Genomic DNA, 20,074 nt, shown 5'->3' with positions numbered 1-20,074 from the left:
TAGGAAGAATGCTCATTATCGCGTGGCAGTAAAGGGAGACTTCTGGGGAGAGCTAGTTGCGAAAGAGGATCAGGCTGCATCAGGTCCGCGTGGGAATGTTTGTCGAGGAGCTGGAAGGGACAGCTCTCGACCCTGCGAAACCGCATGGGCGGTTTCTGATTAAATCCTCGCTGGATCTCGATCGCATGATGGCAAGCCATGCTATCAGCGTCGTCATTGACACACAGAAGGGCATCGACACCGATACCGCGTTCCCTCCCGAGGGGCTGAACCCCGCCGCCTTTCAAGCCCATCTGCATAGCTTTTTCTCAGGCGAGCAAATTGCCTTGGCGCAAAGGGCTATTGAGGAGACGCGACCCTATGTTCGAAACGTCCTCGTCCAGGCGCAGCTTCATCACGCCTTTCAATTCGATTCCGCCTGTCTAGCCGTCGAAAAGGTCATGTCCGACGCCATGTCGACGACAAGTGCATTGATCGGCGTTGCCAAGCTGAAGGACAAGGATGAAGGGACTTTTCTTCATTCGCTGGCCGTCAGCGCGTTGATGATCACATTCGGCCGAAACCTTGGACTGAACGAGGAGAAGATCCGCCTACTCGGCCTTGGAGGGCTTGTTCACGATCTCGGAAAGATGGTGTTACCGGTGGAACTGTTGCGCAAGCCCGGCAAACTCACGGCCGATGAACTGGCGCTAGTCCGCACTCATCCGCAACGCGGCTACGAAATGTTGAAGAAAGAGCCCTACGTTTCAAACGCCGTCCTTGAGATATGTCTTTCCCACCACGAGAAATTCGACGGTTCTGGCTATCCACATGGATTGGCGGGAAACGATATTCCGCTTGTCGCCCGGATCGCCGCTATCTGCGATGTCTATGAGGCATTGACGACTGTGCGGCCATACAAGCGGGCCTGGACGCAGGCGGAGGCAATTGACACGATGATACATTCAACCGGGCATTTCGACCCGGATCTGCTGAAGGCCTTCGTTTCCAGAATGGTTATCAGCGGCACGATCCACTGAGAGGCGTCATTGCGGGGCAGTCGGCCTTTCCAACTCGATGACCTGCGCGCAGATCATCAGATTGTTGGCGATTTCTCTGCACTGTTCCGGTGTCATCGAAAATTGCACCGATTGCGTATCTCCGCCCGGTTTGTCGATCTTGAGGTTTACGATGCAGGACATTCCCTGTTTGATGTAGCGATTGAATTCCCGAAGCGGGGGCGCGACCATGCGCCCTCGTTCATCAAGGTCTGGTTGTGGTATTTTCTCTCCGTCACTCGCGAATCTCTACGCGTATTTGGACTGCAACCGTTACGATTATAATTAATTCCGAATTAATATCAGTGTGCGAGTATTCGTACTGTGGCTCGACGTATAGCCACGAACGTCTCCATGGAGGATCGCCCGTGAATATTCTCAATCGTGGTGCCAATGCTGTCGCAATTCTTTCTGCGCTATCAAAATCTCAAGCCATGATCGAGTTCGATCTTTCAGGCAAGATATTGACAGCCAATGAAAATTTCTGCCGCGCGCTCGGCTATGAGCTATCGGAAATCGTCGGCAAGCAGCATAGCATGTTTGTTGAACAGGGCTATGCGCGGTCATCGGATTACAAGGCATTCTGGGCCAAACTCTCAGCCGGTCAATATGATCAGCAGCAATATAAGCGCATCGGCAAAGGCGGCAAGGAAGTCTGGATCGAGGCCTCCTATAATCCGGTCATTCGCCGTGGCAGGCCAGTGAAGGTGATCAAGATCGCCACCGACATCACTGCTCAGAAGCTCAAGACTGCCGAAGATGCCGGCAAGCTAGAGGCTCTGTCCCGGGCACAGGCGATCATCGAATTCACTCCGGCCGGCGACGTGCTGACAGCCAATGAAAACTTCCTGTCGACCCTCGGTTATGCCCTGTCCGAGATCCAGGGCAAGCGCCATTCGATGTTCTGCGAAAGTTCCTACGTCAATTCGGCCGCCTACCGGGACTTCTGGATGAAGGTTGCCGGAGGCGAACTGGTGGCGGACGAGTTCATGCGGATCGGCAAGGGCGGGCGCAAGGTCTATATCCAGGCCTCCTATAATCCGATCTTCGACATGAATGGCAATGTCTTCAAGGTGGTGAAGTTTGCGACCGATGTGACCGGGCGCGTCGAAAATGTTGACCAGCTTGCAGGTTGCCTGGACAATCTTGCCAACGGCGACTTGTCACAGAATATCGAAAAGCCATTCATCCCGTCCCTGGAACGCCTGCGAACCGATTTCAATGCCGCCTCCGAAAAGCTGAAGCGAGCGATGGCGACGGTCGCTGACAATGCACGTGCGATCGCGGCCGGTTCGAGCGAGATTCGCACCGCAGCCGATGAACTGGCGAAACGGACGGAACAGCAGGCAGCCTCTGTCGAGGAAACAGCTGCGGCACTTGAAGAGATTACGACGACTGTGAAGGACTCCAGCCGCCGCGCCGAAGAGGCCGGACAGCTCGTCAGTCGCGCCCGCGAACATGCGGAGCACTCTGGTCAGGTCGTTCGAGACGCAATCGGTGCCATGGATCAGATCGAAAACTCGTCGCGGGAAATCTCCAACATCATCGGCGTCATCGATGAGATCGCTTTCCAGACCAATCTTCTGGCATTGAATGCCGGCGTCGAGGCCGCCCGCGCCGGTGAAGCCGGCAAGGGTTTCGCAGTCGTCGCCCAGGAAGTTCGTGAATTAGCACAGCGATCTGCGACGGCGGCAAAGGAAATCAAGATGCTGATCACTGCTTCGGGCGGGCAGGTTCAAAACGGTGTTTCTCTCGTGACGAAGGCGGGCTCCGCCTTGCAGGAGATAGCCACTCAGGTGCACGACATCAACACGAATGTCGTTGCGATCGTCGAAGCCTCTCGCGAGCAATCTACCGCCCTTGGAGAGATCAATCAGGCGGTCAATACCGTCGATCAGGGGACCCAGCAGAATGCGGCCATGGTCGAAGAGCAAACTGCCGCAAGCCACAGTCTGGCCCGTGAGGCAGCCGCGCTGTTCGAACTGCTGGAGCAATTCAGGTTCGATGATGTACCGAGATCGATGCCATCATCGACCGGTGGTCCGCTGCGACCCCTGCCCCGGTCTTCACCCCCAGCCAGCCGCAGACCTGTTTCGTCCTCGGCCGCACGCGGTAACGCGGCATTGGCCACGAAAGAATCAAACTGGGAGGAATTTTAACCGCTGACTGCCGATCTATGCTGGGCGCGTCATTGGAGCCCGTTTCTGAAGCCTGGGAACATCACCGTACGGCACGCAGGCCGCGAGGCGAGTGCTTTGGCCAATCGTGCCTGCGCGAGGTAAAACGCAACAGCACCAAGAGTTCGGTCGATGCAAGCCAACCGATAGGGGCATCAAAGACACCGCAAATACCGGCACGACTCTCCTTCCAGACCTGTCGACGCGTTCCGGCAAGGCTCGATCCTGCCAACCACCATCCACCGCCGCGGCTAAATCCCCATAGCGCCAAACAACCCGCGCCTTCGTTCAATGCGGCTTACATGAGGCCGCCCGAATTCGCCGCGCCGTCCGATGCGACCTCAAATAACCCTCCAGATTCCCTGTGGTTGATTTTGTGATTCAAGATCATTGCTGGTGTGGAGGCCGGTGATGATGGCAAGACCTCTTTCTTTGGATTTACGAACGCGTATTGCGGGGGCGTTGAACGGTGGCATGACGGTCCGCGCAGCGGAGCGGTTTGGCATATCGGCGGCATCTGCTGTGCGGATCGGACAGTTGAATCGTTCGGGCAAAGGCTTGCTGCAAGCGAAGATCGGCGGCTATGTCAAGCCAACCCTGAGGGGGGCTGCGGCCGATGCAGTGCGTCAGCGGCTGCAGGTCAAGTCAGACTGGACGGTGCGTGCCCTGTCGGCGGACCTGAAGGCTTCAGGGATCAACGTGTCCCACGACACGGTCTGGCGGTTCCTGCGCGCAGAAGGCAAGACCTTCAAAACGTATGGCCCGCCCCGCTTGCAAGAGCATTCTACGATTTGCTGATCAGTCTGCGTCAACGTATACGGTCTCATGAGTAAGCTCATGGCCAAGATGGACATCCGCACGTTCAGAGCCCCAATAAACACTTCGGCACCCAGTGCCATTTTTTTAACCGGGCTTTCCAAACGCCGTTCGACTGTCAGGCCATCTTCACGATCCTTCCTGCAAACTTCGTTGGGCTGCGCGTTTCATAGTGCGTAGCCAATCCGATTACGCAGCTACCGGGTAACTGCGGTCAAAAGCTGTTTCCTTGCGCAAGGCGGCCCACGCCATTCGTGCCAGCTTGTTCGCCAGCGCTACAACCACAGCGTTACGGTGTACGCGTCGCTCTATCATGGCCTTCAGCCATCGCCCGAGAGGCGTGTTACTCGTTGAAAGCGACGGTAACGCCGCGCGAGCACCATGAATAAGTAGAGTGCGCAGATAGGTGTTGCCTAGTTTTGATATCCCAAGCAGTCGGGGTTTACCGCCAGTACTGTACTGTCTGGGGACCAATCCGAGCCAAGCGCCCAGATCGCGAGCCTTGGCGAAGCTGCTCGCATCACCCACCGCAGCGACCAGGGCCGTCGCATTGAGTACACCGATTCCAGGGATAGATGTCAGCCTGCACATAGCGGCATCACCGCGAGCCAACTGGATAAATTCGGTATTCAGAGCTGCGATTTTTGTGTCGAGTTCCTTCCATTCTGCACGCAACTCGCCAACCAGCTGGCACAGTCGCGACGACAAGACCTCATTGCTCCCTGCAAGCATGCTGTCCACGCCAAGCTCGAGTTTTCGCCTCCCAACCGGAAAGATTACCCCACGCTCCAACAGGATCGCGCGAAGCTGATTGATGAGGTTCGTTCGTTCAGTCACAAGGCGAGAACGCGCCCGATGAAGCGTCTGGATGTCCAGTTGCTCCTCGCTCTTAAGGTCGACAAAACGCATGGTTGGTCGAGATGCAGCTTCGGCAATACCCTCAGCATCCCGGTCGTCGTTCTTCTGGGCTTTGATATACGGGCGAACGTACTCCGGCGACATCAACCGGACCTCGTGGCCTTGTCTAGCAAACAGGCGACCCAGATGATGGGCACCGCAGCATGCTTCCATTGCGACCACGCAAATCGGGAGCTTCGCTACGTAATCAATCAGCGTCTCGCGACGCATCGTCCGGCGAGTAACCACCGCACCAGTTGCGTCGACACCAACTGCGCTGCAGGAGTTCTTGCCCAGATCAATTCCGAGAATCATTATGTTCATTGGTCCGTTCCTTTCTTCCTTTCACACGCCAGCATCATAACAGACGCTGGGGAAAGGGGCGGGCCATTCCATAAACACTGGTGGCAAGCGAGCAGGACAGGCCGAAGGTGGCCCGGTTCCGAGCGCGGTGGAAGACCCATCAGCATCGGCTTGACCCGGACAGGCTTGTCTTCATTGACGAAACCTGGGTCAAGACCAACATGACGCGCACTTGCGGCTGGTGTCAGCGCGGAGAGCCTCTCATCGCAAAAGTCCCTCATGGTCATTGGAAGACGCTGACCTTTCTGGCTGGCCTGCGCCGCGACGGCATCGTTGCCCCCTTCGTGCTCGACGGCCCCATCAATGGCCTTGCCTTCACCGCATGGATCCGTCAATGCCTGGTTCCCACATTGAAGGCAGGCGACGTCATCATTCTGGACAATCTGGGCAGCCACAAAGGCAAGCCTGCCCGTGACGCGATCCGGGATGTCGGTGCCCATCTCTTTTTCCTGCCGCCCTACAGCCCCGATCTCAACCCCATCGAAATGATGTTTGCAAAGCTCAAGACGCTCGTCAGAAAGGCCGAAGAGCGAACCGTCGAAACAACGTGGAGGCGCATTGGCGAACTGCTCAAGCTCTTCACACCACAGGAATGCTCAAATTATCTCAGACATGCAGGATATGGTTCATATTAAACCTGACAGACTCTAGGGATTATTGTCGCACAAATACGGCTTCCTGGACTATCCTTCGCTCACTCCCCCGACTACCGCCAAGATAGCCTTGGACAGATCGTCTGATCCAAATGGCTTGCGAACGAGCCTGGTCATGGGTCCCATCGCCGTGCCTTCCACCCGATCGTGTCCCGTCGCAAAAAGTACAGGCAGATCGGGTGCGATTGTTCTCACGCGCTCGACCAGTGCAACCCCTGACATATCTGGCAAGCCGACATCGGTCATCAAAAGATCAATCTGATTTGAATTGATAATGCCGAGAGCCTCTCTCGCGTCGCCGGCTTCGAGAACCGAATGACCCAGCTCTTCCAGCATATCCCGCGTGCTCATTCGGATCAGGGCATCATCCTCGCAAATCAGCACCACAAGGGATCGCACCGGCGGATCACCGGGGACAGATGGAATGGATTGTTGTGTCGTCGTGGCGGTAAGCATACGTTGCTTCGTGTTCGCAAATACGGCACGCAACTTTCGCGCCAAAGCCTCACGTGTGTAGGGTTTGCTCAACAGTTCGACGCCCGGATCCAGCCGTCCGGCATGAACGATAGAATTCTCGGTATAGCCCGACGTAAAGAGAACGCCGAGCTGCGGCAGCCTCTCGACAGCTTTGCGCGCCAGTTCCGTGCTTTTGAGATTTCCTGGCATCACCACATCGGTGAATAGGAGGTCGATCGCCATACCGCTTTCGATAATCGCAAGAGCACTTTGCGCGTCAGGCGCCTGAAGGACGCGGTAACCGAGATCGCTCAGCGTCGCCATGACAGTCTCGCGCACGGCATTATCGTCTTCCGCCACCAGGATCGTTTCCGTCCCACCTACGATGGGACCCATATCGATGTTGACAAGAACGTCCTCGGACTGGCTAGAGCGGGGCAGATAGAGCTTGATGGTGGTACCCTGGCCGAGCTCGCTATAAATCTTGATATGTCCCCCGGATTGTTTGACAAATCCGTAGACCATCGAGAGGCCGAGACCTGTCCCCTTGCCTTCGGGCTTGGTGCTGAAGAACGGATCGAACGCTTTTTCCAAGACTTCCGCCGACATGCCGGAGCCGGTATCCGTCACGGCCAGCATCACGTATTGACCGGCGGACACATCAACATGAGAACGCGTATATCCATCGTCAAGGAAGGCGTTGCCCGCCTCGATCGTCAGCTTGCCTTGCCCATCCATGGCATCGCGCGCGTTGATCGCCAGGTTCAGCAGGGCGTTCTCGAGATTGGCGCTGTCGATAAGCGTGTTCCACAAACCACCGGCGATAACAGTCTCGATCTCGATGGATTCGCCAAGCGCGCGGCGCAGCATCTCGTCCATGTTTCGGATCAGACGCGCGGGGCTTACGACCTTCGGTGCCAATGGCTGCCGGCGGCCGAATGCCAGGAGTTGCGACGCAAGCTTCGAGCCGCGAGACACACCCTCCATTGCGTTCTCGACGCGCGTTTCAGCACGGTGATTTCCCGCGATATCCTTCGCCAGCAATTGCAAGTTCCCGCCAATGACTTGTAGGAGGTTGTTGAAATCGTGGGCGACGCCACCTGTCAGATTGCCGATTGTCTCCATCTTCTGGGCCTGGCGCAAAGCGTCCTGCGCCTTCACCAACTCCGCAGTTCCAGCTTCGACACGGTGCTCCAGGGTCAGCGCGAATTCAGCAAGGGCGGTTTCCGCCGCCTTCTGATCGTCGATGTCGGTATTGGTGCCGATCCATCGATCGATCTTTCCATCGCTCGCTTTGATGGGAACCGCGCGGGCGATATGCCAGCGATAGACCCCGTCATGGCGCCGCAGCCTGAACTCGACCTCGTAAGGCTGTTCCATCGCACGGGCATTGGACCAAGCTTCGGCGGCCGCAGGGATATCGTTCGGATGAACCATAGCTGCCCAGCCATCACCGTTAAGGCTACCCTGAGCGGATCCACTATAGGCATAGACCCGATCGTTGAACCAATCGAGCGCCCCATCCGGTGGCGACGTCCAGACGTGGTTGGGCATCGATTGCGCCAGGGACCGAAACCGCGCTTCGCTTTCCGCCACCAGACGTTCGGCGCGCTTGCGCTCGGACACTTCGAGGAACAACACCGCAAATCGGTCGCCGCCGAGCGCGCGCGCCCGCGCCTCGAACCACCGGTCGAGCGATGGCACGTGGGCCTCCAGCATCTCCGCGACACCTGTATCCACCACCCTGGCATAGCCATCGATCAGATCGCGGGGAACGTCCGGAACGATGTGGCCCAGTTGATGACCGATGGCGTCCTCTGCGGGGATCCCCGTCTGCTTGGTAAAGGCTGGATTCAGCTCTTCAAATATGAAATCATGCATGTGGCCGGCGGCATCACGCACAGCGCGACCGACGAAGAACCCTTCCTGCATCTGCTCGAACAGCTCTCGCCACTTCGCCTCGCTGTCGCGAACAGATGCTTCGATCGCCTTTCGGGGCGTAATGTCCATCGCAGCGCCGACAAACCGCTTGGCCCCACCGGAGCCTGAAACCACCTCCCCCTGGCGGGCGATCCATCTCACCTCGCCGGACGTCTCGAAAAGCCTGCGGTATTCGACATAGTCGAGCGGATTGTCGCTGCCGAGCTTTGCCGGTCCTGTGTTCGAACGATCGTCGGGATGAAGCAGGCTCACCAAAAGCGTATCGGTCACTTCGATGTCGGGTGACAGTCCCCAGATGCGCCGATACTCGTCGGAAACCTCGAGCAGGCCCGTATCGGGATACCATTCGAATGTGCCGATGCCCCCGGCTTTCTGGGCCATCTGAAGTCTCTGCTCGACACGAACCCGGGCAGTCGTGTCCTTGAGGATGATCACAGCACCACAGGGTACGCCGTCGTCATTCCGGACGCAGCTGGCATCGATGTTCAGCCAGACATCGTGAGGAGCGCTGTTGCGTTCGACCACGAGATGCTGATCGCGATAGGAAAGGGTTTTGCCGGAGAGGACGGTTGTCAGAAAGTTCTGATCAAGCTCCAACAGTTCAGGCCAGGCCCTCCTTAAGGTCTGTCCGAGCGATCCCGGGTGGCGGGAGCCCGCAAAACTCGCATAGGCATCGTTATAGATGACTGTGCCCTGGGCACCCCACAGCAAAACCATGGGAACACCGGATCCAAGGACGTAGGACGTCATGTTCCGAAGCAGGCTTGACCACTGGCCAAGGTCGCCCAAGGGCGTGTCGCTCCACTCGAAGCGAGCAATCGCGTCCGCGCACGGATTGCCGAGCGGCAGAAAGTTGTTTGAGGCTTTGGGCGACATCGTCATCTGAGCCAAGAATTTGAGTGGAAACAGTTCCTCTGATTATTGAGCAACAGGTACTGATCTATCAGTACCGGAAGGATCCCGCAATTAGGGTTTTAGGTTAGGATTGCATGGGCTTATGAGACTTGGATAGTTTACAGGACTGACAGTGGACGGGAGTCTTCCCAATGGCCTCGGCTGCTTGTCGGAGAACGCTCTGTCAAGCTGGTATCGCTGACATTCCGACGCGTGCAGAGGTCAATCGGCACTTGGACGTGACGCTCTGCCTTTCGATCGTAGATTGGGTGCTTACAATCACATCGTCTGTCGTCACGCATAATACCTTTGGCCGCATTTACATGTTGCCGGTCGGACCTGTTCATAAGCTGGACACCTCTATTTACCGGCATGGGACGGTTGCAAGAGCTGACAAAGCCATTTCGGCGGTGAATTCGGCAAGCGACCTGTTAGTTTTGGGTGATAATTGCCGCCTTGGCGGCTTGCATTCCGGCCTTTCGGCCAACGAGCATCACGCCATCTGCGGTTTTCCGGTCAGGCAGACATAGCGGAGCATGTTGTAGGCGATATTGGCCACGCCGATCTTCACCTTTGCCGTGCTGATACCAATGGTGCGGATGAAGAGCTTCATCTTGTCCTTCTGCCTGGCAAAGACATGCTCGACGGCGGAGCGAACTTTCGAGCGGTGGCCATTGGCCCGCGACATAGCCTCGGGCATGGGGCGGCCCTTCGGTTTCCTCTGGTGAATGTCCGACTTCAGTCCGTTCTTTTCCAGCCACTCCTCGTTGGTCTTCGACCGATAGGCGCTATCGGCCCAGACGGTCGAGGCTGTGTTGTCCTTTGTCACGACATAGCGGAGTTGGGCCCCGTCATGGGCGCTCGCACTCGTTACCGTCCACCCCCGGATGAAGCCGTGCACCCGATCAATCCCCGCATGATTTTTGTAGCCGAACATCGGGATGGCAATGTCATGCTGCTTGGTCGCGGCCGTTGTCGGTGTTTCCGTCGGTTGCTTGGCCTTGGAATACTTCACCGTCCAGCGCGCGTCGCGGTCCTTCTGCGCGAGCTTGGCGGGTTTGTCCTTCCACTCGTCCGGGACCTCACCAGCCTTGATCGCGGCCTTCTCATCCTGGCTATTGTGCTGCTTGGGAGCCTGGATGATCGTCGCGTCAACGATCTGCCCGCCCTTGGCCAGATAGCCCGAACGTGAAAGGTGCTTGTCGAAGCGTGCGAACAGGTTATCGATGGCACCGGCGCGCACCAGGCTTTCGCGGAACAGCCAGATCGTCTTGGCGTCCGGCACCTTCTCCGACAGACAATCGGTCCTGGATAACGAACTCGGCCTGATCATCGGAGAGATTGTAAAGCGCCTGCAACACCAGGATCTTGAACATCAGCACTGACGGGAAAGCAGGGCGACCGCCCTTCGACCCATCAGATCGCTTCAGCGACTTGGCGAGCGGCTTCTCGAACACAGGCCAGGGAATGATCGCGTTGAGCTTTTCCAGAGGATCACCAACGGCACTCAGCCGCTCGTAACGTTCGTCCAAATCCCAGAACCCTGGCTGTCCCCGCATCATCCGCTCCCTGCAAATCACACAGCCGAAGTGAATCACGAATCCCGAAAAAAGGGGAGGTTTTTAGAGGTGTCCAGCTAATTGTCGGTCGTGATCTCAAGCGCCTGAAAAAATGCTGGATGCGAAGGTGTCGGCTTCAGCAAGAATGGTTTTACACAACTCCTACAGACTGTCCGAAAACTCTAAATAGCATCACTTGCCAGTAAATGCTGTGCAAGAAAATTTCTGGCTTTGATGAAGCTCCATGTTTTAGGCGCCATTGCCAATGGCCCGTCCTCATCAAGAACGTCGATCATTGGATACGCAAGGAGTTGAGCGGCCTCATTTCGATCTGGCGCACTTTGAGCGCCTTCTAAAACATCAGCGGCTGTCGATTTGCTCACCATCAACAGGAATAGTTCTGGGTGGCAGAATACGGGATCATAAGCGAGGCCAATTGCGAACGATGCAGATCGGGTAAGATCAAGTACAGCAATTTCCTCTGCGATCTCGCGAGCAGCTTCCTCGAAAAGATCGACCGTGTCGGAGCCTTTACAGGGTTCGGCATATCCTCCGATAAAATAGAGCCCCCCAGGATTTTGATCCGCCATGAGGCTTCTCTTGGTGACGATGATACAATCGTCTGCTGTCAAGACAACAGCAGTCATTCCGAGCGGATCAGCTCGGGCCGCGTGCGGATACTTGTCACCAAATCCGGGATGACGTGTTGCCACATAGGCAGAAAACGACGTGCTATTTGCAGCGACAATTAACCTGCCGTCATCAATTCGATGATCCGCCATACGTAGCAAAGCTCCGTCGAAGGCGGCGGGGTTCTTTATGAGAAGAGCTTCCCAACTTGCCTTCCTTGTTTCCTCGACAGTCTCGGAAAGCTGAAAGATACCGAATACGTGGCATTCGATCTGATCAACCTTGATGCTAAATGACTGGTCTTCAAACACGCAATTGTCTCCAAGGCCGCCATCGGGGATTCCTCAGAGTAGCGGGCCATGATAGAATTTGCCATGGCACATTTATCAGGAGTTGATCGCTCGCAGATGCTGCTTCTACCGGAAGCAGTTGAGGATTATATTGGTCCCGATAACCCGGTTCGCTTCATCGAGGCGTTCGTTGAAGGGCTGGATCTTGTTGCCGCCGGGTTTGTGCGGGTGGCGGCGAAAGACACCGGCCGTCCTGGATACGATCCGTCGGATTTGCTTAAAATATACATCTACGGCTATCTCAATAGGGTGCGGTCGAGCCGGAGGCTGGAGGCCGAGGCTCATCGCAACATCGAGGTGATTTGGCTTCTGCGCCACCTGAAGCCGGATTTTCGCAGCATCGCCGCCTTCCGCAGGATCAACTGGTCCGCATTCCGGCAGGTCTTCCGGGAATTCGTCATCCTATGCCGCAGCTCGACTTGTTCGGAAAAGAACTTCTGGCGGTCGATGGCACGAGGATCAAAGCGGTCAACAACAAGGATCGCAACTTCACCCGTGGCGCAGTGACCAAGTTCATCACCGAGGCCGACGAGAAGCTTTTCGATTACATGAAGTGGCTCGATGAAAGTGACATCGACGAAAAGAAGCTGGGCAATGGATCTGGTCGCGGCGATGGCAAACTTGCGGAGAAGATCGCGGCCATCAAAGGCAAGCGCGATCGCCATAAGGCGCTACTGGATGAACTAGACAAAACCGGCGAGGACCAGATCTCGGTGACAGATCCGGAAGCTCGCGCCATGGCCCGCATGACGAAGGTCGGCGTCGGCTACAATATCCAGCTTGCCGTGGATGTGAAGCACAAGCTGATCGTCGAACAGGAAGTGTGCAACCAGGTCCTCGACATAGGTTTGTTGGCGACGACGGTCGAAGCTGCCATGGAAACGCTCGGCGTTGACAAAATAGAGGCGGTGGCCGATCGCGGCTACTTCAAGATCGAGGACATCGAGGCTTGTGAGAAGGCCGGCATCAGTGCCTATATTCCCAAGCCGATCCGCGGACCGGCCGCACGCGAGGGCTTCTTCACCAAGGAGGCGTTCCGCTACGACCCGCACAAGGATGTCTATATCTGCCCGGCCGAGCAGGTTCTCTACCCACGCTACGAGAGCAAGTCACGCGAGAACGTGAAGTTCGACTATTGCAACAGGGACGCTTGCAAGGGCTGCGCCCTAAAGCCACGCTGCACGAACAACCCCTATCGCCGCGTCTCCCGACTTGAGAACGAGGCCGTCCTTGATCGCATGGCGGCACGCTTGACGGCGAGACCTAACGTTCTCGACCGGCGACGTGAAAGCGTCGAGCATCCATTCCCAACGATAAAGCAATGGATGTGCCACGGTGCTTTTATGATGCCTATAATATTAGAAGAGCCATCACTCTCGTCGGCGTTCCCGGCCTCATCGCCGCTGTTCCGGCGTGAGGGGCCGATATTCGTCAATTTTGAACTCAGAAAGTCCGACATACCGGGGAAACGCTTCGCATTCCTCTCTCGGGATCGAGATTATGAGATTTTGCGTTCCATAGCGCCCCGCGCCAACAGGTACAGATAATTAGCTATCCGCAGAGTTTTGGGACGGTCTGCCGAACATTTGCGACAGATCGACGGCCCCTGAATTTTAAGGGAAATTTCTGTCGCAAAACTCAGACGTAGAAGTCTGAGTTTTGCGACCAACTTTTGCGACAATTTGTCGGTCTACCTCGACGCTACAACCGCAACGCCAACACCTACCATGACTCCCCCGGCTGTCCGGTTCACGCGGCGGACTACGGTTGGCGTCCGGAGAAGCTTGCGAGCTCTGCCGGCGAGGGTAACATGCCCTCCGATTACAACTATCTCGACAGCGAGGATGACAGCCGCCAGAGCCCCGATGTCGCCGGGGGCCAGGGACGAGCCGACCACGTTCGGTAGCAGCGCCACGTAGAACAGCGGCATTTTCGGATTGCCGAGGTTGAGGGCAATACCGGTCGCGAAGACCGCCAGTAGTCCACGCCGCTCGGAAACAGGTTGCAGCTCTGGCACGGTAGGTTCGACCGTCCAAAGCTTGATGCCCATCCAGATCAGACAGGCCGCGCCGACATAGCGCAGGATTGCCATGACGATCCCCATTTCGGCGGCAATGATCGAGAGGCCGAACGCGGCCAGCGCCAGGAAAAGCAGGATGCCGACGACAGTTCCTGCCCCGTAGGCAATGCCAGAGGCCGCGCCTTGTGAAATCGTACGAGCGACGATCGTCATATTGTCCGGGCCGGGACTGGCGGCAAACACGAAGAAGGCCGCTGCGAACGCGAATAAGGTCGAAATATCCATGGAACCCCCGAAAGTCTTGATTGCTTACGGGCTTTCAGAATACGCGGTTTTTCCCCATGCGGAAGTGGGTAGGAGCGAAATCCTCGCGATCGCACATTGACCAATGCTCAGGTTCTGCGCAAGTGATACTGATCTGTATCACTTAGGTTTTGCCATGCCACTGCGCGCCGACGCTGCCGAAAAACGCCGTCATATCGTTGAAACCGCCTATTGTTGGTTTCCACGCGGAACTGAGCCGGTTTTTCCACCGAGAAGTGAGCCACCTCTGAATATGGTTTTCTGATCAGGCTTTGGTCAAGGGATTGGCTTTTTCTCCTCTCTTGTGTGCTGCTGCGGCCGAGCTGGCTTTGAAGCGGAAGCTGTCGTTCCCGGTTTCCAGGATATGGCAACGATGGGTCAAACGATCGAGTAGAGCGGTCGTCATCTTGGCGTCACCAATGATTTCATGATGCCTGTTTCCTCGATCGTCTATTGCGTTGAGCGCGAGCGCGCAGGATGTCGATCTGGTCCTGCGTCAATTCGATCTGCCATGGCTGGCCCTTGGCGTGTTGGTGTCCCTTGAGCCATCCGCGGGCGAGATAATCGAAGATGACCTGTGGTGTGATGCCCAAGGCCGCGGCTGCCCCTTGAACGGAGTAGGTTCCGTCCGGCCACCTGACGGGATTGGAGCTCGTGCCGTTGATTTTGACGGTTGGAATGCCCCAACGCCTGCGCAAGAGCCAGACATTCTCACCCTTGAAGGCGCAATTCCGTGCCGCAAGAAAGCCTTCCGAGTTTAGCGATGAGGCGATTTCCTTATCCATTTTGCCAGCAGCGTTCAGCTCCGCCACGCGCGCTCGTAATTTATCGACATCGATATAGTCGCCATAGGTATGAACGTGCCTTTGGACAGAGTGCTCGCTTGTCGCTCCCGTTTGCCACAGGATCTTGATCCAGACCTGTCCTTGCAGCCGTTTCTGGTCGAGAACGACCTCGCAGATGATGAGGCGCAGGATGCTCTTTCGCTCGGCCGCCGTGGTCGATGGGGCACGCCAAATGCCAGGCAGGTTCTCCCCGAGCGCCAGTAACCCGTCGCGATCTGCCTCGCTCAGGACGAGGGGCTCGTCGGAGCGCCACCGTTCATAGTCCTGCTCGATGGCCTCGGCTGCACGTAGCTTCTCTTCCCATGCTCGCTCCAGCGACCGGGCCACCAGGCGGTTCTCGGGTTCGACTGCGTCGTATTGGCGTCGGGCTCTTTCCGCCTCGTAGCGCGCCCGTTCACGCCGCAATGCCCATTGACGCTCAAGCTGGTGTGCTTCCTCTTCGATCTGACCCAGTGCGGCGATGGCAATAGCGATCCTGTCCGGGGCCAGAGCCTCGAGTAGAATGCCTTCGATGCGTGCGTCGACGGGCAGAGCGCGTACCTCCTGACATAACGGCCCTCCGTCGTGACCGCGATCGGCACGGCATGTGTAAACGGGATAGTTCCCTGCAGGGCCGCTATAGCGCAAACTCATCCGCCGACCGCACCGCCCGCAAACAGCGATGCCCTGCAGCAGTGCGGCGCCCTTGCGTGGCGCTCCCGTATGGCCGGCTTCGTAGTGGTTGATGTTGTTCTCCAGTCGTCGTTGGTTGTCCATGAACTCCTCCCAGCCGATGTAACCAGGATGGGCAGCTTGCAAACAGACCTCCCAGTCTTCGATGGGCACCTTGGCCGTCCGCGGCCGATACACGTCCTGACGAATGCGCCCGCCAGTTTGCCGCCGCCGACCATAGACATAGGCTCCAGCATAGCCGGGATTATGGAGAATGCTGAGCACGCGTGGGTTGGTGGCCTCTTGCCACACGACTTCGTGCGGCGCCGGACCACGCAGCGGGCGTATTGGTAGCGGCAAATTCTCCTTTCGCAGATAGCGCATCACAGCCCGCGCGCTTCCTAATTCGCGGAACTTGCCGAAGACGAGGTCGAGCCTTGCCTGCACTTCCTCGTCGGGATTGAGAGTGATCTGGCCCGAGCGGTCATGAGCCAATCCAGCAGGAAGGCAAAGCCGCAATTCGCCGCGTGCCGCTTTCTGGCGCTCACCCTGATGAAGGCGCTGCCTGATCTGGTGCAGCTCCGCTTCGCTCATGATGCCAGATAGGCCGAGCAACAGGCGGTCGTGGTAAGCGCAAGGGTCGTAGAGCCGTTCTCCGTCGGCGATAATAACGCCGAACAATGCGCACAGATCAAGGAGTTGATGCCAATCACGATTGTTGCGGGCGAGCCGGGAGGCGTCGAGGCTGATGACAAGCCCAGCATTGCCCAGCCCGATCTCCGCGATCAACTTCTTGAAGCCCTCTCGCTCAACGCTGCCCGAACCGGATTTGCCCAGATCGTCATCTATGACGTGCACGCGTTCATGTGGCCAGCCAAGGCCGACGGCACGCTCGACGAGACGATACTGAAGCTGCGTGCTTTCCTGATGATGCCGCACCTGATTTACAGAAGACTGGCGGACATAAATGTAGGCGAGCTTGCCGCGATGCTCGGCAGTGATACGCTCGTCCGGGCTATTCGTCGCTCTCAGCATGTCGATCCACCTTTGCCGACGAGCGGATCGACCGCATCCGCATCAACAGGGGTGCAAACTTTTGAGCGATTTGTTTCTGCGTTTCTGGCGGCAGATCGGGCCACGGATGCGGGAGTGTCGTATTGGGGGTCAGAAGCTTTACGAGGGACTGAGACGCTACACGATACCGGTACGGATTCGATTGCACGGTCATCGCGAATCACCTCCTTGGAACGGGAGGTTACCATGCTGTCTAAATGGCGCATCAATGTGAGCAGGGTTCGAACGCTGATGCGAGGCGCCGACTCCAACTCGCTCCGCGCGTCAGGCGAAGCGGTTACAAGGTCGGTGACCGACCGGCGAATGGAACGGCGGCGTCCGTCAGGTAATCGCACAACAACAAATGCCAGCCCGCGTCCGGATTGGACTGACACCAGCTCAAGACGCTGACCCGCAAGGCCGTGGCGCGGGTCAATGATGGTTACATAATGCACCACCCCGTCGATAATAGCGGCAGTCTGCGATGCTTGGCTCACCGATGACACCGTGCCAGGCGGATATGGGGAGTTGGCTGGTGATGATCGTCGAACGACGGCCGTAGCGGTCCTCGAGGATTTCCAGCAGATCGTGACGGGCTTGCTCGTTGAGCGGCTCGAGGCCCCAGTCGTCCAATATCAGGAGCTGGACATGACCCAGGGTGCGTTGCAGACGAGCGTATCGGCCGTCGCCGCGGGCGAGCGCGAGCTGGGCAAAGAGTCGTGGGACCCGCTGATAGAGAACGGAACGATCGTCACGGCAAGCCTTCTGACCGAGAGCGCAAGCCAGCCAGCTCTTTCCGACGCCCGAGGGTCCGCATATGGCCAGATTGTCGTGAGCACCGATCCAGTCGCCCCCGAGCAGCTTCATGAAGAGCGCACGGTCGAGGCCGCGGTCGGCGCGATAATCGACATCTTCCGGGGTCGCCTGATGACGAAGCTTGGCGAACCTGAGACGCGCCGCAAGTTTGCGGTCGTAACGGGAACTCCATTCCCGCTCGAGCAGCAATCCGAGCCATTCGGCATGCGAGAGATGTTCGGCCTCGCCGTTGGCGACGAGTTCGCCGAAGGCTTTGGCCATGCCGGCCAAGCCCATGGCGTTCAGTCGATCAAGTGTTGGATGAGCAAGCATTCTTCGTTCTCCTTAGTGGTAATAGCGAGGTCCGCGGATGTTCTCGTGGTGGATCGGTTCGTGCGAGGCGGATCTATTCGAGCTCGCCGTCCGGTCGAGGTCGTTGTCGAGGATGGAGCGCACCGAACCATAGGTCCGGGCCCCGATCTCCAGCGCTCGGGCGCAAGCGGCATTGACCCTGTCGCGGCCGAAGCTCTTGTTAAGGCGGATAATCCCAAGGCAGGCGCGAAAGCCCTGCTCGGGATGCGGCCGGTCGGCAAGGATGCGCTCGCACAACAGGTCGACATCCGGCCCCATGGCTGAGGCTTCGCGTCGAATGCGTTCGATCGTCCAGTCGGCGAACCGACGATGCGCCGAGGGCATATGATCGGGGATGGTCGTGTGCTTGCCGTTACCGCTCGAGCGGCGGTGAGCGGCAATCCGCGCGCCCTTGTGGAATATCTCGATCGTATTGGCGGTGATGCGCGCCTCTACTTGCTCGCGGGCAAAGCGATAGGGAACCGAATAATAATGCCGTTCGATCTCGACGTGATAATCCAGCCCGGCACGCCGGACGCGCCATTCCAGTCTCTCCGCAGGCATCCCGTTCCTTCCTCGTCAACATCGACGGAAGGAACTTCACACCGGCAGAACTCCCACACCACATCCCTGCCAAAGGGGGCGGCATCATCTCGGAACAAGGGGGCGACTATTTCTCGGAATGGAGGGGCGAGATCATTTCGGAATCAGGGGGCGGATTGTCTCGGAATTTGCATTCCGACAGTCATCGATCATTATGGTCTTTACGGGCAGGCCCGTCCATCAGATGAAAAGGGAAGGGCATTGCTGCGCCTTCTTGAAGCAGAACACATCTGGGTGAAACTGTCGTCGCCTTATAGAAGGCCGGATCGGCCGTTGAATATCGAACCAGATCCGGACTGGCTTTCAGCCTTGATTGATCGCTGTCCCAGCCGATGCGTATGGGGTAGTGACTGGCCACACCCCCCTCCGCATGAAAGCCACTTCGGGCCGGATGTCCCCTCCCGTGGCGCCCGTTATCTTGTTCGGGTCTTGTGGAGCGATTTGTTGAAGCCGTCGGCTCGCCGCATACGATCGAAGATATCATGTGGAAAAATCCCGCCAATCTCTACGGGTTTCCCACACGTATTCGTTGATGACCCGAGCACGCGAAAGTGACGTTTTGGAGAGGAGAAAACTATGCTCAACACGCTGAATAGCAAAATATTGCCCAAGATGTTGTGTTTTACCGCGTTCTCGATGCTGGGCTGCATTGCGAACAGCACCGCCGTCAGTGCTCAAAACTTCCCGGAGAAGCCGATCACTATGGTGGTACCCTTCAATGCCGGGGGCGCGGCAGACGCGACGGGACGCGTGATCGCAGAAGCAATGTCAAGGCATCTCGGCCAGAATGTTCTCGTCGAGAACGTTGGCGGTGCGGGCGGAGCGATCGGGACGGCGCGGGTTGCAAAGGCCGAACCGGACGGCTACACGATTGGGCTCGGGCACATGGGGACGCTGGCGGCGGCGGTGACGATCAATCGATCGCTGCAGTACGATCCACGCAAGGATCTCAAATATCTTGGGCTGGTCTCTACCAGCCCGAACGTCATCTACGTCGGCAAGGATTTCCCGGCAAAGAACCTGGAGGAATTCATCGATCACGCGAAAAGCGCGAAAGGCGCGCCGGCCATGGGACATGGCGGTATCGGAGCTGCTTCCCACGTCGCGTGTGTGATGTTGTTCAAGCTCATTGGCGTAGAGCCCAACCTCATCGCGTATAAGGGGTTCGGGCAGACGATCACCGATGTGCTTGGAGGAAGAATAGCCGGAGGATGCGACCTGTTGGCCTCGGCGGCACCTATAGCAAAGGCAGGAAGCATTCGCATATTGGCGATTGCCGCACAAAAGCGTTCCCCCGTCCTTCCGGATGCTCCCACCAGTGCCGAAGCAGGACTGCCCGAGTTTCTGACGGAAACTTGGACGGGCCTTTTTGTTCCAGTCGGCACCCCAGAGGCAGTCGTGAAAACCTTAAACGCGGCTCTGCAGAATTCTCTGGCGCAAAACAATGTCCGTGAAAAGCTGGGTACGATCGGAGCAAGCCTGCCGCCCGACGATCACCGGTCTGGCGATTACATGCAGGACCTGGTAAATAGAGAGATCGCTGCCTGGTCGAAATTCCTGAAACCTGAACAACAAAACTAGCTCAGCTGCAATGTGTTAGATTTGCGAGCTCGGCCATCAAAAGAGATTACCCGATTTAAGGGCCCACAGAACTCCTACCGGTCCAATAGGTTTGGAGCG

Annotated in this window: 15 protein-coding genes and 5 pseudogenes; 9 read left to right on the top strand and 11 right to left on the bottom strand. The window is 57.4% G+C overall.

Features of this window, described 5'->3' with window-relative positions:
• The first annotated feature begins 56 nt into the window (after positions 1-56).
• Positions 57-1,019 carry an HD-GYP domain-containing protein gene (locus IEI95_RS07950; RefSeq protein WP_060716672.1) on the top strand — a complete coding sequence of 321 codons (963 nt, stop codon included), beginning with the start codon at positions 57-59 and terminating at the stop codon, positions 1,017-1,019.
• Between the two features lie 6 nt (positions 1,020-1,025).
• Here IEI95_RS07950 and IEI95_RS07945 read toward each other — a convergent pair whose 3' ends face one another.
• The gene (locus IEI95_RS07945; RefSeq protein WP_060716673.1) at positions 1,026-1,229 is read right to left on the bottom strand and encodes a COMM domain-containing protein; all 204 of its coding nucleotides are present in this window, start codon (positions 1,227-1,229) and stop codon (positions 1,026-1,028) included.
• Between the two features lie 176 nt (positions 1,230-1,405).
• Between IEI95_RS07945 and IEI95_RS07940 the strand changes: the two genes are divergently transcribed.
• Both IEI95_RS07940 and IEI95_RS07935 read left to right on the top strand, forming a co-directional pair.
• On the top strand, positions 1,406-3,196 hold the full coding sequence (locus IEI95_RS07940) for a methyl-accepting chemotaxis protein (protein ID WP_060716674.1): 1,791 nt from the start codon (positions 1,406-1,408) through the stop codon (positions 3,194-3,196).
• A 429-nt stretch (positions 3,197-3,625) separates the two neighbouring features.
• Positions 3,626-4,012: a helix-turn-helix domain-containing protein gene (locus tag IEI95_RS07935; protein ID WP_060716675.1), complete on the top strand. Its 387-nt coding sequence runs from the start codon at positions 3,626-3,628 to the stop codon at positions 4,010-4,012.
• A 207-nt stretch (positions 4,013-4,219) separates the two neighbouring features.
• Here IEI95_RS07935 and IEI95_RS07930 read toward each other — a convergent pair whose 3' ends face one another.
• The gene (locus IEI95_RS07930; protein WP_060716676.1) at positions 4,220-5,251 is read right to left on the bottom strand and encodes an IS110 family RNA-guided transposase; all 1,032 of its coding nucleotides are present in this window, start codon (positions 5,249-5,251) and stop codon (positions 4,220-4,222) included.
• Positions 5,252-5,325: 74 nt separating this feature from the next.
• Here IEI95_RS07930 and IEI95_RS07925 point away from each other — a divergent pair.
• Positions 5,326-5,925, top strand: a pseudogene (locus IEI95_RS07925) (IS630 family transposase); the annotation flags it as partial.
• A gap of 48 nt (positions 5,926-5,973) precedes the next feature.
• Here the strand turns inward: IEI95_RS07925 and IEI95_RS07920 are convergent.
• A complete protein-coding gene (locus tag IEI95_RS07920; protein ID WP_071207468.1) occupies positions 5,974-9,216 on the bottom strand; it encodes a response regulator in 3,243 nt (1,080 codons plus the stop codon).
• A gap of 170 nt (positions 9,217-9,386) precedes the next feature.
• Between IEI95_RS07920 and IEI95_RS07915 the strand changes: the two genes are divergently transcribed.
• Positions 9,387-9,764 (top strand): DUF2867 domain-containing protein, encoded by a 378-nt coding sequence (locus tag IEI95_RS07915; protein WP_081088931.1) that lies wholly within the window; start codon positions 9,387-9,389, stop codon positions 9,762-9,764.
• Here the strand turns inward: IEI95_RS07915 and IEI95_RS07910 are convergent.
• Positions 9,728-10,793: pseudogene (locus IEI95_RS07910) on the bottom strand (IS5 family transposase). The gene IEI95_RS07915 and the pseudogene IEI95_RS07910 overlap by 37 nt on opposite strands.
• Positions 10,794-10,975: 182 nt before the next feature.
• A complete protein-coding gene (locus tag IEI95_RS07905; protein WP_071205905.1) occupies positions 10,976-11,734 on the bottom strand; it encodes a hypothetical protein in 759 nt (252 codons plus the stop codon).
• Positions 11,735-11,797: 63 nt separating this feature from the next.
• Here IEI95_RS07905 and IEI95_RS29305 point away from each other — a divergent pair, with 63 nt between their 5' ends.
• Both IEI95_RS29305 and IEI95_RS29300 read left to right on the top strand, forming a co-directional pair.
• Entirely contained in the window at positions 11,798-12,280 is a 483-nt protein-coding gene (locus tag IEI95_RS29305; protein WP_234625144.1) for a transposase, read from the top strand.
• Positions 12,178-13,320 carry a transposase gene (locus IEI95_RS29300; protein WP_234625143.1) on the top strand — a complete coding sequence of 381 codons (1,143 nt, stop codon included), beginning with the start codon at positions 12,178-12,180 and terminating at the stop codon, positions 13,318-13,320. Before IEI95_RS29305 ends, IEI95_RS29300 begins: the two co-directional genes overlap by 103 nt.
• Before the next feature lie 143 nt (positions 13,321-13,463).
• Here the strand turns inward: IEI95_RS29300 and IEI95_RS07895 are convergent, their stop codons facing one another.
• From IEI95_RS07895 to IEI95_RS07875, 6 genes and pseudogenes are all read right to left on the bottom strand, one after another.
• Entirely contained in the window at positions 13,464-14,078 is a 615-nt protein-coding gene (locus IEI95_RS07895; RefSeq protein WP_060716680.1) for a LysE family translocator, read from the bottom strand.
• Positions 14,079-14,361: 283 nt separating this feature from the next.
• Positions 14,362-14,520 (bottom strand): annotated as a pseudogene (locus IEI95_RS07890) (ATP-binding protein); the annotation flags it as partial.
• A gap of 1 nt (position 14,521) precedes the next feature.
• Complete coding sequence (locus tag IEI95_RS07885) at positions 14,522-16,627, bottom strand: recombinase family protein (RefSeq protein WP_060716681.1); 2,106 nt, start codon at positions 16,625-16,627, stop codon at positions 14,522-14,524.
• Positions 16,621-17,040 (bottom strand): hypothetical protein, encoded by a 420-nt coding sequence (locus tag IEI95_RS29750; RefSeq protein WP_422387230.1) that lies wholly within the window; start codon positions 17,038-17,040, stop codon positions 16,621-16,623. Before IEI95_RS29750 ends, IEI95_RS07885 begins: the two co-directional genes overlap by 7 nt.
• A gap of 82 nt (positions 17,041-17,122) precedes the next feature.
• Positions 17,123-17,773 (bottom strand): annotated as a pseudogene (gene istB, locus IEI95_RS07880) (IS21-like element helper ATPase IstB); the annotation flags it as partial.
• 12 nt (positions 17,774-17,785) lie between these two features.
• Positions 17,786-18,337, bottom strand: a pseudogene (locus tag IEI95_RS07875) (Mu transposase domain-containing protein); the annotation flags it as partial.
• On the opposite strand from IEI95_RS07875, the gene IEI95_RS29745 reads away from it, so the two are divergent.
• Both IEI95_RS29745 and IEI95_RS07865 read left to right on the top strand, forming a co-directional pair.
• Complete coding sequence (locus IEI95_RS29745) at positions 18,284-18,949, top strand: amidohydrolase family protein (RefSeq protein WP_194416232.1); 666 nt, start codon at positions 18,284-18,286, stop codon at positions 18,947-18,949. The pseudogene IEI95_RS07875 and the gene IEI95_RS29745 sit on opposite strands and share 54 nt — an antisense overlap.
• Before the next feature lie 21 nt (positions 18,950-18,970).
• A complete protein-coding gene (locus tag IEI95_RS07865) occupies positions 18,971-19,975 on the top strand; it encodes a Bug family tripartite tricarboxylate transporter substrate binding protein (protein ID WP_060716683.1) in 1,005 nt (334 codons plus the stop codon).
• Positions 19,976-20,074 lie beyond the last annotated feature (99 nt).

It is taken from the genome of Agrobacterium vitis, assembly GCF_014926405.1.
In the GTDB taxonomy this organism is placed as follows: domain Bacteria; phylum Pseudomonadota; class Alphaproteobacteria; order Rhizobiales; family Rhizobiaceae; genus Allorhizobium; species Allorhizobium vitis_H.
This window is presented reverse-complemented; position numbering and strand designations above follow the sequence as displayed.